The organism is Streptosporangium sp. NPDC050855 (assembly GCF_044456585.1).
In the GTDB taxonomy this organism is placed as follows: Bacteria; Actinomycetota; Actinomycetes; order Streptosporangiales; family Streptosporangiaceae; genus Streptosporangium; species Streptosporangium longisporum.
Genome location: NZ_JBITFY010000016.1, coordinates 1 through 14495, shown reverse-complemented (window position 1 = coordinate 14495; position 14495 = coordinate 1). Strand labels below are relative to the sequence as shown.

The following is a 14495-nucleotide window of genomic DNA, read 5'->3' as shown; positions in this document are numbered from 1 at the left end:
GCTTCCCGGCGGGCTCCGGATCGCGTCCGCCGGAAGGGTATGAAATTTTCACGTTTTAATTTCATGTCCACCGGGACGACAGGTGGGGTGACCTCGGCGGCGGCGACGGCACGGCGACCGCGACCGTCCGAAAGTCGAAAACGCCTCGTTGACTTCCTCCAGTCAAGGCTCCTATGGTCTGGCCACCACCCACCTCCACCACAGTGATGGGCATGACATGAAGAGATCAAGAGCACTCCAGCGAGCCGTGTTAGCGTTAACATCAACGCTCGGACTGACGATCCCCGCGGTGGTCGTCGCGCAGTTGCCGGCCCAGGCGGCGGTGGCCTGCCGGGTGGACTACGCGGTGGCCTCGCAGTGGTCGGGCGGGTTCACCGGTAACGTCACCGTGCGCAATCTGGGTGACCCGGTCGACGGCTGGCGGCTGACCTGGAACTTCACCGCAGGCCAGCGGATCTCACAGGCGTGGAACGCCACCGCCACGCAGAGCGGGACGGTAGTGACGGCCGTCGACGCCGGCTACAACGCCGCGATCCCCTCCGGCGGCAGCACCACGTTCGGCTTCAACGCCTCCTCGGGCACGGTCAACCCCGCCCCCGGCGACTTCGCGCTCAACGGCGTCGCCTGCACCGGCGCTCCGGCGACTCCCACCCCCACCGCGAGCCCGACGGCCAGCCCCACCGTGAGCCCGACGGTCAGCCCGACCCCGACCCCGACCCCGACCCCGACGGGGCCGACGACTCCGCCGGCGTCCTACCCCGCTCCCGGCCGCGTCACGGGCGACATCGGCGTGCACGACCCCACGGTGGTCAGGCGGCCCGGCGGCGGCTATCTCATGGCCCACACCGGCGACAACGTCGCCCTGAAGACGTCCACCGACCGCGTCAACTGGCGCAACGCCGGAAGTGTCTTCCCCGGCGGCGCCCCCTGGACCACCCCCTACACCGGGGGTGCCCGCAACCTGTGGGCACCGGACATCTCCTACCACAACGGCCAGTACTACCTGTACTACTCCGCCTCCAGCTTCGGTTCCACCAACTCGGCGATCTTCCTGGCCACCAGCCCCACCGGGGCCTCCGGGTCCTGGACCGACCGTGGACTGGTCATCTCCACCACCGCCTCCAGCAACTACAACGCTATCGACCCCAACCTGATCGTCGACGACCAGGGCCGCTGGTGGATGTCCTTCGGCTCCTTCTGGTCCGGCATCAAGCTGATCGAGCTGGACCCGGCCACCGGCAAGCGCCTGAACACCACGGTCCGCAGCATCGCCGCCCGTCCCGGCAGCACCGCGATCGAGGCGCCGTTCATCGTCAAGCGCGGCGGTTACTACTACCAGTGGGTGTCCTTCGACCGGTGCTGCAACGGCGCCGCCAGCACCTACCGGGTCATGGTCGGCCGCTCCACCAGCGTCACCGGCCCCTACGTCGACCGCAACGGCGTCGCGATGACCTCCGGCGGCGGCACCCAGGTGCTGGCCGGGCACGGCTCGATCCACGGCCCGGGCCACCAGGCCGTCCTCGCCGACACCGACGGTGAGCTGCTGGTCTACCACTACTACGCCGACAACGGCGCCTCCCTTCTCGGTATCAACCGGATCGGCTACGACTCGGCCGGCTGGCCGTTCGTCTACTGACCCCGGCCCGTCAGGAGTGATCACCATGCGTCTTCTCCGAACACGCGCCATGGCGGCGGCCCTGCTTCTCGGCGCCGCCGTCGTCGTACCGGCCGCCACGGCCCAGGCGGCGGTGGCCTGCCGGGTGGACTACGCGGTGGCCTCGCAGTGGTCGGGCGGGTTCACCGGTAACGTCACCGTGCGCAATCTGGGTGACCCGGTCGACGGCTGGCGGCTGACCTGGAACTTCACCGCAGGCCAGCGGATCTCACAGGCGTGGAACGCCACCGCCACGCAGAGCGGGACGGTAGTGACGGCCGTCGACGCCGGCTACAACGCCGCGATCCCCTCCGGCGGCAGCACCACGTTCGGCTTCAACGCCTCCTCGGGCACGACCAACCCCGCCCCCGGCGACTTCGCGCTCAACGGCGTCGCCTGCACCGGCGCCACCCCCACCCCCACGCCCACCCCGACCCCCACCGTGAGCCCGACGGCCAGCCCCAGCCCGTCACCGACCCCGACCACCGGCCCGCGCAACACCTTCACCAACCCGATCAAGACACGAGGCCCGGACCCGTGGCTGACCCACCACGGGGGCTACTACTACCTGGCCACGACCACCTGGAACTCCACCATCACCATGCGCCGCTCCCGCACGCTGGGCGGGCTGGCGACCGCTCCCGACACCGTCGTGTTCGACCTGGCGGGCAGGGCGAACGGCTGCTGCAACATGTGGGCCCCGGAGTTCCACCTGCTGGACGGGCCCAACGGCAAGCGCTGGTACATGTACTACGTGGCCGGCCAGAACGTCGCCGACTTCAACCCCACCCAGCGGCTGCACGTCCTGGAGAGCGCGGGCACCGATCCCATGGGTCCGTACACCTTCAAGGCCGACCTGGGCGGCGACTGGCAGCTCGACGCCAGCGTCCTGCGGCACGGTGGCCGGCTGTACCTGATGGGCACCTACAACCCCGGCACCCAGAGCCTGTTCATCACCCCGCTGAGCAACCCCTGGACGATCGGCGGTTCCCGGGTCAGGCTCTCCTCGCCCACCTACGCCTGGGAGCGGCAGACCGCCGCGGTGGCCGAGGGGCCCGAACCGCTGTACCACAACGGCAAGACCTTCGTGATCTACTCCGCCAGCGCCTGCTGGGGCCCGGACTACAAGCTGGGCATGCTCACCCTCACCGGCGCCGACCCCCTCAACCCCGCCCACTGGACCAAGCACCCCACCCCGGTCTTCCAGCGCAGCGACGCCAACGGCGTCTACGCGCCCGGCCACAACGGGTTCTTCACGTCCCCCGACGGCACCGAGGACTGGATCGTCTACCACGCCAACAGCTCGGCGAGCGGCGGTTGCGACATGAACCGCAGCACCCGGGCCCAGAAGTTCACCTGGAACGCCGACGGCACGCCGAACTTCGGCACACCCGTCCGGCTCGGCACCACGCTGAACTCCCCCTCCGGGGAGCCGGCGAGCTGATCGGACGACGTCCGCGCGGGCCCCGTGCCGGCGCGGACGTCCCCGGCACCGCTCCGGACCCGATGGCGGGGCGAGGGCGCGGCGCGTCCGGTGCCCGACCGGCGCCGGACGCCGCCCCGCTCGCGGAACGCCGTCATCCGGGAGCGGGGCCAGAAACGACGATCCCCGACGAACCAACGGAACCACCATCTGATTGGGCCAGACATGAAACGTTTCATCCATCTGACACGGAGCCGCGCCGTGATCGGCGGCGCCGTGTGCGCGGTGCTGCTGGGAGGGGCCGTCGTCCAGGCGCCCGCCTCCGCGGCGGTGTCCTGCCGCGTCACCTACGAGATCGCCAGCCAGTGGGGCGGCGGCTTCGGCGCCAACGTGACGATCGACAATCTCGGTGACCCGGTCAACGGCTGGCGGCTGACCTGGAACTTCACCGCAGGCCAGCAGATCTCCCAGGCGTGGAACGCCACCGCCACGCAGAGCGGGACGGCGGTGACGGCCGTCGACGCCGGCTACAACGCCGCCATCCCCTCCGGCGGCAGCGCCTCCTTCGGGTTCAACGCCTCCTGGAACGGGTCCAACCCCGCCCCGGCCTCCTTCTCCCTCAACGGCACGGTCTGCGACGGCGGCACCGCCTCGCCGACCCCGACGCCCACACCGACGCCCACCGTGTCCCCGACCCCGACCCCGACCCCGACGCCCACCCCCACCCCCACACCGACCCCGACGCCCCCGGCCGACGCCAAGCAGGCCGAGGACCTGGACCGTGGCCTGATCAGCGTGCGCTCCGGGTCCGGCAACCTGGTGTCCTGGCGGCTGCTGGGCACCGAGACCCGCGACACGTCGTTCAACGTGTACCGGGGCGGCACCCGCATCGCGAGCGTGACCAACTCCACCAACCACCTGGACTCCGGCGCCGCCGCCGACGCCTCCTACACGGTGCGGGCGGTCAGCGGCGGCAGCGAGGGCCCGGCGTCGGAGACCTCGCTGCGGTTCGGCAACGGCTACCTGGACGTGCCGATCACCCCGCCGTCCTCCGGACACCACGCCAGCGACGCCGCCCCCGCCGACCTGGACGGCGACGGACGCCTGGACATCGTGCTGAAGTGGGAGGCCAACAACTCCAAGGACAACTCCCAGGCCGGCGTCACCGACCCGGTCTACGTCGACGGCGTCAGGCTGGACGGCACCCGGCTGTGGCGGATCAACCTGGGCCGCAACATCCGGGCCGGGGCGCACTATACCCAGTTCCAGGCCTACGACTACGACGGCGACGGCAGGGCCGAGGTCGCGATGAAGACCGCCGACGGCACCGTCGACGGCCGCGGCACCGTGATCGGCAACGCGAGCGCCGACCACCGCAACTCCGACGGTTACATCCTCACCGGGCCCGAGTACCTGACCATGTTCAACGGCCAGACCGGCGCCGCGATGTCCACGGTGAACTACGACCCGCCGCGCGGCAACGTCGGCTCCTGGGGAGACACCTACGGCAACCGGGTCGACCGGTTCCTGGCCGGCACCGCCTACCTCGACGGCCGGCGCCCCAGCCTGATCATGGCCCGCGGCTACTACACCCGCGCCGTGATCGCGGCCTGGGACTTCCGCAACGGCTCCCTCGTCAAGCGCTGGACCTTCGACTCCAACGCCTCCGGCAACGGCGGCTACGCGGGCCAGGGCAACCACTCCCTGAGCGTGGGCGACGTCGACGCCGACGGCAGGGACGAGATCCTGTACGGCGCCGCCGCCATCGACGACAACGGCCGCGGCCTGTGGAACACCGGCCTGGGCCACGGGGACGCCGGTCACCTGGGCGACCTCAACCCCTCCCGTCCGGGCCTGGAGTACGTGAAGATCTCCGAGTGGGCCGCCAGCCCCGGCCTGTACATGGTCGACGCCCGTACCGGGTCGAGGCTGTGGCAGACCGCCGCCAGCTCGGAGGAGGGCCCCGGGCGCGGGGTGGCCGCCGACATCTACGCGGGCAGCCCCGGCGCCGAGTCCTGGGCGGCGGGCGCCGGCCAGAACGGCCTGCGCAACACCGCGGGCACGGTCGTCGGCCGCCAGCCCTCCTCGGCCAACTTCCTGGCCTGGTGGGACGGCGACCCGTTGCGCGAGCTGCTGGACCAGACCCGGATCGACAAGTACGGCACCGGCGGCGAGACCCGGCTGCTGAGCGCCTCGGGGGTGCACTCCAACAACGGCACCAAGGCCACCCCGTCCCTGTCGGGTGACATCCTCGGCGACTGGCGTGAGGAGGTCATCTGGCCCACCACCGACAACCGGGCCCTGCGGATCTACGCCACGCCGCACGTGACCACCACGAAGATCCACACCCTGCTGCACGACCCGCAGTACCGGGTGGCGCTGGCCTGGCAGAACACCGCCTACAACCAGCCGCCGCACCCGAGCTTCTTCATCGGGAACGGCATGGCCACCCCGGCCCAGCCCAAGGTCTACCTCCGGTAGGACCCGGCACCGGGGGATCCGGGCCTGATCCCCCGGTGCCTTCCGGCGGGCGTCCCCTCCTGGTGGGAGGGGGCGCCCGAAGCGCGCGCCCGGTCCGGCCTCCCGGAGCCGGGCGCGCGTCTCACGGGGTCGCGCGTACAGGAAGCGTCACGGGGTCACGCGTACAGGAAGTAGTAGCGGTAACGGCTCTCCCACTCGCAGGAATAGTCGTCCCACCAGCCCTGGTCGGTGCCGCGGGTCCCGACCCGCTCGCACTCCGAGTGCTCCCTGAAGACGCCGGCCAGCGTCTCGGCGTGCGCCGGGGTGGCGCCGATCGTCAGTGTCGCTCCGAGGACCACGGCGGCCGAGACGAGAACAGCGCGGGTCTTTCGCATTCGTCCTCCTGTGAGTGGGGAGATCATGAAAGTGGACATTATCACTCACTGCGAGCCAGAAAGATTGTCAGGTCCCAATCGGCCGCGGTGCGGGGATGAAACTTTCATCGGTGTCGTCGAGGGCGGCGTGTGTTTCACGGACATTCACCGGTGGTAAAGACGGTGTGCGGCCTTCCGGAGTGATGTTCCGGTCGCTGTCCAATTCCATACGCGGCGTTCTTGAAATGCCTCGCAGGTGCGTATCCGGCTGCCTGTGCATGCCATGGATGATCTGTGCTTCTTCACGCTGTATGACGGGTAAAGTACGGTTCGTGCCGGTGTTTCTGGTCGGTCGAAACGATATGAAGAAACCTTTGACCGCCATCACCCGGGTGTCATATCGTCGCCCCGCCCATATCGATGTAAGTCGCGACACTCGAGCAGGACGTTGTTCTCGCAGGCGCTACGGTCGGCGGTACCGATCACGGCTGTCCCGGCACAGGAGAAGACACGGACGGTCACCGGGGAAGCGGCGATCATCCGACCGGAGTCGCCTCATGCAAGCTCGAATCCGTATGGCCATGACCGCCGTCATGGCGGTGACCATGCTGGCAGCCACCGCCGTGTCGACGGCCCTGGCGCCGCCGGCCCACGCCCAGGTGATAACCGACATCGCCTACGCACCCGCGCAACCGGCCGGGAGCAGGGGACACCTGCTGGACCTCCACCTGCCGTCCACCGGCATCACGCCCCGGCCGCTGATCATCTGGCACACCGGCTCGGCGTGGACGAGCGACGACGGCAAGGCCGGGGCGGACGCCATCGCGGCGATCTTCAACCCCCTGGGCTTCGCCGTGGCCGGCGTCAGCGTCCGGTCCAGCGCCCAGGCGATCTTCCCGGCCCAGGTGCACGACATCAAGGCGGCCATCCGCTGGCTGCGCGCGAACGCCGCCACCTACCAGCTCGACCCCAACCGGTTCGCGATCATGGGCGACTCCTCGGGAGGCTGGCTCACGGAGATGGCCACCCTGTCCGGCGGCGTGGCGGCGATGGAGGGCACCGTCGGCACGACCGGCGTCTCCAGCGCCGTGCAGGTGGGGATCGCCTTCTTCAGTCCCACCGACTTCCTGCAGATGAACGCGCAGAACCTGCCGACCGGCGGGCTCGACCACAACTCTCCCGCCTCCCCGGAGTCCCTCCTGGTCGGCTGCCCGATCCAGACCTGCCCGGCCACGGTGGCCCAGGCCAACCCGATGACCTACGCCGACGCGAACGACCCGCCGCTGATGTTCCTGCACGGCCAGGCCGACTTCCTGGTGCCGCACGGGCAGAGCGTCCTGCTCTACAACAGGATCAAGGCCCAGTGCGGCGACGCCACGTTCGTCTCGGTGCCCGGCGCGGACCACATGATGCCCCAGATCATGGACCCCGCCCAGTACGGCCTGCAGACCGTCCGCACCACCACCGACTGCGGCGAGACCGTCTCCACCGGAACGCTGAACCCCACCTGGGCCAACTTCACGACCTTCCTGCGCGGCGGGCTCAAGATGGGCAACGCCTGCGAGGTCACCTACACCACCGGCGTCTGGACCGGCGCCTTCAACGGCAGCGTGACGATCAAGAACACCGGCACGACCCCCGTCGACCGCTGGGTCCTGACCTGGACCTGGCCGGGCAACCAGCAGATCACCGGCGGCTGGAACGCCACGGTGACCCAGACCGGCACCCAGGTGACCGCCCGCGACGCCGGCCACAACTCCTACATCGGCTCCGGCTCCAGCCAGAGCTTCGGCTTCTCGGCGACCGCCACCGGGACGAACGGTATTCCGGCCCAGTTCAAACTCAACAACATCGTCTGCACGAGAGTGCCCTGACGCCGGTGCGCCGGGCCGTCGCCGGAATGGCGACGGCTCGGCGCCGTTCTCACATCGTCCTGACTCCTCGCCATTACATTCCCGGAAACCGCGGCGTGGAGCGGAAAGACGCATTTCCGGGGCCGACACGTTCCGTTGAATTCCGGCCACGGAATGTCACCTACCGGATTACCCGTGTTTATATTGCTTTCCCCGACGGGCCGCCTCTATTCTTGCCCGTGGCGGCTCGCCGGACTATTTCCCGTTGCTTTCATGCCCGGCCGGGGGTCGCCTGATATCCCGGCGCCCGAAATGAATCGGATGAGCCGCCTTCCGCTGCCCGAGGGGCGTTGTCCGGGATCGTCGATGAGTGAGGGGACGCGTGCGTACATCCAACATGTTCGTCAGGAGTCTCGGCGTATATGTGCCTGACAGTGTGAGCGTCGAACAGGCGGTTCGCGAGGGCTGGTACCCGGCCGAGGAGGTCGAGAGGTACCGGCAGATCGGCGCGGCGGTGGCCGGCGACATGCCCGCGCCCGAGATGGCGCGGCTCGCCGTCCTGGACGCGTACGACCGCTGGGGGGAGTCCTCCCCGAAGGAGCTCGACCTCCTGCTCTACCCGTCGGTCTGGCACCAGGGCCCGAACGGCTGGCAGCCCCAGCACTACCTGCAGATGCACCTGCTCGGCGGGAACGTTCCGGCGTTCGAGATCCGGAGCGGCTGCGTGGGGATGATCAGCTCGCTGGAGCTTGCGGCGAGCTACCTCCAGGCCGACGCCGGCCGGGAGACGGCCATGGTCGTCTCCTCGGACAACCACGGCACCCCGCTGGTGGACCGCTGGCGGATGACCCCCGGGGCGCTGATCGGCGACGCCGCGGCCGCGCTCCTCCTCGGCAAGGGGTACGGCATGGCCGAGCTGCTGTCGGTGAACGCGACGGTGATCCCGGAGGCCGACGCGGTCAACGACGGCGCCTACCCGCTGTTCCCCCCGGACGCCACCGTCGGCAGGGGGCTGAGCTTCTCGGACCGGCACGAGGAGTTCCGCCAGCGGCTGCTCAAGGCCCAGGGGACCGGGATCCACCTGACGATCCAGAAGACGATGATGCAGCAGGTCGAACGGACCCTGGACGAGGCCGGGATCGAGCTCTCCGACATCACGAAGGTGGCCCTGCCGCACGGCCGCCGCGAGGACCTGGACGGGCAGATGTCCTGGCTGGGCATCGACGAGGACCAGACGACCTGGGACTACGGCAGGCGCGTGGGCCACTGCGGCGCGGTGGACCAGTTCATCGCCTTCGAGCACCTGATCGCGACCGGCGGGCTCGTGGCCGGCGACCACCTGCTCATGGTCGGGTTCGGCTCCGGCACGTCCGTCGCCGCGGCGGCGTTCAGGATCCTGGCCACCTCGCCCGTCACGGCGGGGGCACGCGCATGACCGGTCTCACCCGCACGACCGGGCTCTCTCGGCGGCTGGTCGGCTTCATCCAGGACAACCTCGTCCAGGACGGCGACGACATCACGGTCGACGAGACGACCCCGCTCCTGGTGTCGGGCCTGCTGGACTCCCTGAGGACGGCACGGCTGCTGAACTTCCTCCGCAGGGACGTCGGCGTCCCGATCCCCGCCGCGAAGCTCGACCCCGACAACTTCCGGGACGTCGTGACCATCGTGGCGATGGTCGAAGAACTCGAATCCGTCTAGCCGGGGCGAGGACGAAGCATGCGGTACGCGGACACGTACATCGACGGGGTGGGGGCCTTCGTCCCCCGGACCGTCGTCAGCGTCGAGAAGGCCGTCGCCAAGGGCTGGTACCCGGCCGAGGAGGCCGAGCTGCACAACCTGGGCGGGGCGGTCGTGGCCGGTGACGTACCGGCTCCGGAGATGGCCCTGCACGCGGCGCGGATCGCGCTCAAGCGCAGCGGGCGGGCGCCCGCCGACCTGGACCTGCTCCTGTACGCCTCGACGTGGCACCAGGGACCGGACGGCTGGCCCCCGCACTCCTACCTGCAGCGCCGGCTCGTCGGCGGGAACGTCCTGGCCACCGAGATCCGCCAGGGCTGCAACGGGATGTTCCTCGCCCTGGAACTCGCGGCCGGTCACCTGAGCGCCGTCCCCGGGCGGCAGGCCGCCCTGCTGGTCTCCTCCGACAACTACGGCACCCCGCTGATGGACCGGTGGCGGATGGGCCCCGGCTACATCGGCGGGGACGCCGCCGGCGCGCTCGTGCTCACCAGGCGGCCGGGGTTCGCGCGCCTGATGTCGGTCTGCACGACGACGGTGGCCGAGGCCGAGGAACTGCACCGGGGCAGCGAACCCCTGTTCCCCCCGGGCGTCACGGTCGGGCGGAAGATGAGCTTCGCGGCCAGGAACGAGCAGTTCCGGCAGCAGGTCATGCCCAGGGGCGAGGCCACCGCGGCGCTGTTCACCATCCAGCGGGCGCTGATGGAGGTCGTCGAGCGCGTGCTGGACGAGAGCGGGATCAAGGCCGGCGACCTCACCCGGGTGGCGTTCATGAACTACTCCGAGGAGATCGTCGAACAGCGGTGCATGGCCATGCTCGACCTGCCCATGTCCCGCTCCACCTGGGACTACGGCCGCACCATCGGCCACTGCGGGGCCAGCGACCAGGTCCTCTCCCTCGACCACCTGCTCACGACCGGGCAGCTGGGTCCCGGCGACCACATGCTGATGCTCGGCACCGGGCCGGGAGTGACCGTCTCCGGTGCCGTCATCAAGATCATCGACAGGCCTCAGTGGGCCTGAACCGAAGGGAACGAACGCAGATGGCCGACACTCCGCGCGGAGTCCGGGTGGAGCCGGTGGCGGTGATCGGGATCGGGCTCCGCCTTCCCGGTGACGCCGGCTCACCGGACGAGTTCTGGGACCTGCTGCGCGCCGGCCGGAACACGACCGGGCCGCTGCCCGCCGAACGCTGGCGCCGGTACGAGAACCGCGGTCCCGAACACGCCGCCGCGCTGCGCGACGCCGTGCGCCACGGCAGCTTCCTGAGCGACGTCGAGGGCTTCGACGCGGAGTTCTTCGGCCTGTCGCCCCGCGAGGCCGAGCTGATGGACCCGCAGCAGCGGATCCTGATGGAGACCGCGTGGGAGGCCCTGGAGAACGCCGGCCTGCCGCCGCACGAGCTGGCCGGCACCGACGCCGGGGTGTTCATGGGGGTCTGCACCGCCGACTACGGTGGCCGCCTCCTGGAGGACCTTCCCCAGATCGAGGCGTGGACCGGGATCGGCGCCGCGACCTGCGCGGTCGCCAACCGCATCTCCTACTCCCTGGACCTGCGCGGCCCCAGCATGGCGGTCGACACCGCCTGCTCGGCGTCGCTGGTCGCGCTGCACCTGGCCGCGCAGAGCCTGCGGCTCGGCGAGAGCGACGTCGCCCTCGCCGGCGGCGTCAACCTGCTCCTCACCCCGGGCCAGACCCTCACGCTCGGCACGGCCGGAGCCCTGGCCCCCGACGGGCGGTCCAAGTCGTTCGACGCGTCGGCCGACGGCTACGGACGCGGCGAGGGCTGCGGCGTGATCGTGCTCAAGCGGCTGTCCGACGCGGAACGCGACGGCGACCGGATCCTCGCGCTCGTCGTCGGCAGCGCCGTCAACCAGGACGGGCACACCAACGGCATCATGGCGCCGTGCGGGAAGGCCCAGGAACACGTGATGATCCGGGCCTGCCGGCAGGCGGGCGTCGCGCCGTCCACCGTCGACTACATCGAGGCGCACGGCACCGGGACCCGGCTCGGCGACCCGCTGGAGGCGGGCGCGCTGTCCTCGGTGTACGGCGCGGGGCGGCCCGCGGACGACCCGTGCCTCATCGGCTCGGTCAAGTCCAACATCGGCCACCTCGAAGGCGCCGCCGGCATCGCCGGCGTCATCAAGGCGGTCCTCGCCCTCCACCGCGGGGAGATCCCCCCGAGCGTGCTGAACGCCCTGAACCCGGCCGTGGACTGGGAGACCTCGGGCCTGCGCGTGGTGACCGAGCGGTCGGACTGGCCGGAGCGCGACCACCCCCGCCGGGCGGGCGTCTCCAGCTTCGGCTACGGCGGCACGGTCGCGCACATCGTGCTCGAACAGGCGCCCCCGGTCCCGGAGGCGGCCCGGAGGACGCCCCGCGACGAGGTGACGGGGGAGCGGCTGTTCCCGCTGTCGGCCGCCTCCGAGCAGGCGCTGCGGCGGTACGCGGGCACGCTCGCCGACCGTCTCGGCGACGGGCTCGACCCGGCGTCGGCCGGGCACACGCTGGCACTGCGGCGCACCCACCTGACCCGTCGCGCCGTCGTGGTCGCGGCGGACGCGGGCGAGCTCGCGGCCGGTCTGCGCAGGCTCGCCGACGACGCGCCGGCCGAGAACGTCCTGCTCGGCGACGTGCTGCCCGAGCCCGGTCCCGGGCCGGTCTGGGTCTTCTCCGGGCAGGGCTGCCAGTGGCGCGGGATGGGCCGGGACCTGCTCGCCGTGCCGGAGTTCGCGTCCCTGGTCGACGAGGTGGAGCCGATCTTCGCCGAGGAGATCGGTTTCTCTCCCCGGCAGGTCCTCGCCGACGGCGACCTCGACACCATCGACCGCGTGCAGACCATGATCTTCGTGATGCAGCTGGGCCTCGCCAGGCTCTGGAACGCGTACGGGGTCGCTCCCAAGGCCGTCATCGGCCACTCCGTCGGCGAGATCGCGGCGGCCGTGACGGCCGGCGCGATGACCGTCGCCGACGGCGCCCGCCTGATCTGCCGCCGCTCCCGGCTGCTGCGCCGGGCCGAGGGCAAGGGCGCCATGGTGATGGTCGACCTGTCCTTCGAGGAGGCGGCGCACCGGCTGGCCGGCCGCGACGACCTGGTGGCCGCGATCGCGTCGGCCCCCGGCTCCACCGTGCTGTCCGGCGACGTCGCCGCCGTCGAGCAGGTGCTGGACGAGTGGCCGGTCGAGGGCATCGTGGTGCGGCGGGTGGCCTCCGACGTCGCCTTCCACAGCCCGCACATGGACCCCCTGGCCGTCGAACTGGCCGCCGCCGTCGCCGACCTGGAGTTTGGGGCGCCCCGCATCCCCATGTACACGACCGCGCTGGCCGACCCCCGGTCGGCGCCCGTCCTGGACGGCGCGTACTGGGCGGCCAACCTCCGCGACCCCGTACGGCTGGTCGCGGCGACGACGGCCGCGGCGCAGGACGGCCACCGCGTGTTCCTGGAGATCTCCCCCCACCCCGTGGTGGCGCACTCGGTGACCGAGACGCTCTCGGAGAACGGGTACGAGGACGTGTTCGTCGGCACGTCGCTGCGCCGCAACCAGCCGGAGCGCCAAGCCCTCCTCGTCGCGCTGGGCACGGCGCACTGCCACGGCGTCGACGTGGACTGGAGCCGGCTGCAGCCGTCCGGCACCCTGGCCGACCTGCCGCCGTACGCCTGGCAGCACCGTCGCCACTGGCGCGAGTCCTACGCCGGGGACGACAACCGCGGGCACGACGTGAGCTCCCACACCCTGCTCGGGGCCGGGACCGCGCTGGCCGGGAGCCGGACCCGGGTGTGGCGGACCAGCGTGGAGGACGCCGACCGGCCCTACCCGGGCAGCCACACCCTCAACGGGGTCGAGATCGTGCCCGCCGCCGTGCTGGTCAACACGTTCCTGCACGCGGCCGAGGACGAGGACGTCACGCTCACCGACGTGGAGATGATGCATCCGCTGATGACCGCGGAACGCAGGCAGGTCCAGGTCGTGCACGAGCCCCCGGCACTGCGGCTCGCGGCCCGCACCCCGGCCGGCCCCGACGAGCCCGAACCCGCCTGGCTGGTGCACGTCACCGCGGACGTGGCCGCTCCGGGCCAGGCGAAGCCCGACGTGCTGCCGGACGACGGCTCCCTCGTCCCGGTCGACCCCGGGTTCGTGCACGGGCGGCTGGCCGCCGTCGGCGTGCCCTCGACGGGCTTCGACTGGACGATCGAGACGCTGCTCGGCGCGGACGGCGCGCTGCGGGCCACGGTACGCACCGGGGACCCCGACAGCTGGGCACCGGCGCTGGACGCGGCGATGTCCGTGGCGCCCTGCGTGTTCCCCGGCGATCCGGTGCTGCGCATGGTCGTGCACATCGACGAGGTGGTGCTGACCGGCACCCCGCCCTCGACGCTGATCATCGACGCGGCCGTGGACCCGGCCGCCGACGACACCGTCCGGGCGCTCCTGGCCGACGTGGACGGCCGGGTGGTGGGACACCTGGCGGGACTGCGCTATCCGGTGATCGACGCGCCCGCCCCGGCCGAGGAGGATCTCCGGGGGCCCGCGGAGTCGTTCGCCGGGGTGGCGCCCGAGGACCTGCGCGAGCGCGTCCTGCCCGAGATCCGCGCGGAGATCGCGGCCGTGATGAGGCTGGCGCCCGAGGACCTGGCGGTCCGGCGTCCCCTGGTCGAGCAGGGGCTGGACTCGGTGATGACCGTCATGGTCCGGCGGCGCCTGGAGAAGCGCTTCGGCCGCCGCCTCCCCGCGACCCTGCTGTGGCAGCAGCCCACCATCTCCGCGATCGCGGACCACCTGGCCGGGCTGCTCGCGGCTCCGAGGCCGGACGCGGTGGCGAAGACCGTTCCCGAGGGCATGCCCGCGATCGGGGGCTGAGACCGCGCCGGGCGGGCCCGGGGGGGGCCCCCCCCCGGCCCCCCCCCGGGCTTTACCCGGCCGGGTCCCCCGGTGCCCCCCCCCCCGGGGGGGGGGCGGGGGAGAGGTGATCGGCCGGTAGCGTGGACA

10 protein-coding genes are annotated in these 14495 nt (G+C 71.5%); 8 read left to right on the top strand and 2 right to left on the bottom strand.

The genetic code is table 11. The features are described 5' to 3' along the window. Positions 1-289 precede the first annotated feature (289 nt). From ACIBCT_RS28440 to ACIBCT_RS28430, 3 genes are all read left to right on the top strand, one after another. Positions 290-1636 carry a family 43 glycosylhydrolase gene (locus ACIBCT_RS28440; protein WP_399193669.1) on the top strand — a complete coding sequence of 449 codons (1347 nt, stop codon included), beginning with the start codon at positions 290-292 and terminating at the stop codon, positions 1634-1636. Positions 1637-1661: 25 nt separating this feature from the next. Next, positions 1662-3098, top strand: coding sequence for a family 43 glycosylhydrolase (locus tag ACIBCT_RS28435; RefSeq protein ID WP_399193667.1), 1437 nt, complete (start codon positions 1662-1664; stop codon positions 3096-3098). Between the two features lie 240 nt (positions 3099-3338). After that, entirely contained in the window at positions 3339-5558 is a 2220-nt protein-coding gene (locus ACIBCT_RS28430) for a cellulose binding domain-containing protein (RefSeq protein ID WP_399193665.1), read from the top strand. A 155-nt stretch (positions 5559-5713) separates the two neighbouring features. On the opposite strand, the gene ACIBCT_RS28425 is transcribed toward ACIBCT_RS28430, so the two are convergent. Together ACIBCT_RS28425 and ACIBCT_RS28420 are read right to left on the bottom strand one after the other, a co-directional pair. Further along, positions 5714-5932 (bottom strand): hypothetical protein, encoded by a 219-nt coding sequence (locus ACIBCT_RS28425; protein WP_399193663.1) that lies wholly within the window; start codon positions 5930-5932, stop codon positions 5714-5716. A gap of 67 nt (positions 5933-5999) precedes the next feature. Further along, positions 6000-6299: a hypothetical protein gene (locus ACIBCT_RS28420; protein ID WP_399193661.1), complete on the bottom strand. Its 300-nt coding sequence runs from the start codon at positions 6297-6299 to the stop codon at positions 6000-6002. A gap of 169 nt (positions 6300-6468) precedes the next feature. Here ACIBCT_RS28420 and ACIBCT_RS28415 point away from each other — a divergent pair, with 169 nt between their 5' ends. From ACIBCT_RS28415 to ACIBCT_RS28395, 5 genes are all read left to right on the top strand, one after another. Continuing rightward, positions 6469-7785 carry a cellulose binding domain-containing protein gene (locus ACIBCT_RS28415; protein ID WP_399193659.1) on the top strand — a complete coding sequence of 439 codons (1317 nt, stop codon included), beginning with the start codon at positions 6469-6471 and terminating at the stop codon, positions 7783-7785. A gap of 403 nt (positions 7786-8188) precedes the next feature. Further along, positions 8189-9199 (top strand): ketoacyl-ACP synthase III family protein, encoded by a 1011-nt coding sequence (locus tag ACIBCT_RS28410; protein WP_399193657.1) that lies wholly within the window; start codon positions 8189-8191, stop codon positions 9197-9199. Next, complete coding sequence (locus ACIBCT_RS28405) at positions 9196-9465, top strand: hypothetical protein (RefSeq protein WP_399193655.1); 270 nt, start codon at positions 9196-9198, stop codon at positions 9463-9465. Before ACIBCT_RS28410 ends, ACIBCT_RS28405 begins: the two co-directional genes overlap by 4 nt. Positions 9466-9483: 18 nt before the next feature. After that, a complete protein-coding gene (locus ACIBCT_RS28400) occupies positions 9484-10527 on the top strand; it encodes a ketoacyl-ACP synthase III family protein (protein WP_399193653.1) in 1044 nt (347 codons plus the stop codon). Positions 10528-10547: 20 nt separating this feature from the next. Then, complete coding sequence (locus ACIBCT_RS28395) at positions 10548-14366, top strand: type I polyketide synthase (RefSeq protein ID WP_399193651.1); 3819 nt, start codon at positions 10548-10550, stop codon at positions 14364-14366. The last annotated feature ends 129 nt before the right edge of the window (positions 14367-14495 follow it).

Excerpts from the sequence above, each read along its gene's own strand:
- ACIBCT_RS28435 (WP_399193667.1), top strand. The coding sequence starts at position 1,662 with ATGCGTCTTCTCCGAACACGCGCCATGGCGGCGGCCCTGCTTCTCGGC.
- ACIBCT_RS28400 (WP_399193653.1), top strand. The coding sequence starts at position 9,484 with ATGCGGTACGCGGACACGTACATCGACGGGGTGGGGGCCTTCGTCCCC.
- ACIBCT_RS28405 (WP_399193655.1), top strand. The coding sequence starts at position 9,196 with ATGACCGGTCTCACCCGCACGACCGGGCTCTCTCGGCGGCTGGTCGGC.
- ACIBCT_RS28395 (WP_399193651.1), top strand. The coding sequence starts at position 10,548 with ATGGCCGACACTCCGCGCGGAGTCCGGGTGGAGCCGGTGGCGGTGATC.
- ACIBCT_RS28415 (WP_399193659.1), top strand. The coding sequence starts at position 6,469 with ATGCAAGCTCGAATCCGTATGGCCATGACCGCCGTCATGGCGGTGACC.
- ACIBCT_RS28425 (WP_399193663.1), bottom strand. The coding sequence starts at position 5,932 with ATGCGAAAGACCCGCGCTGTTCTCGTCTCGGCCGCCGTGGTCCTCGGA.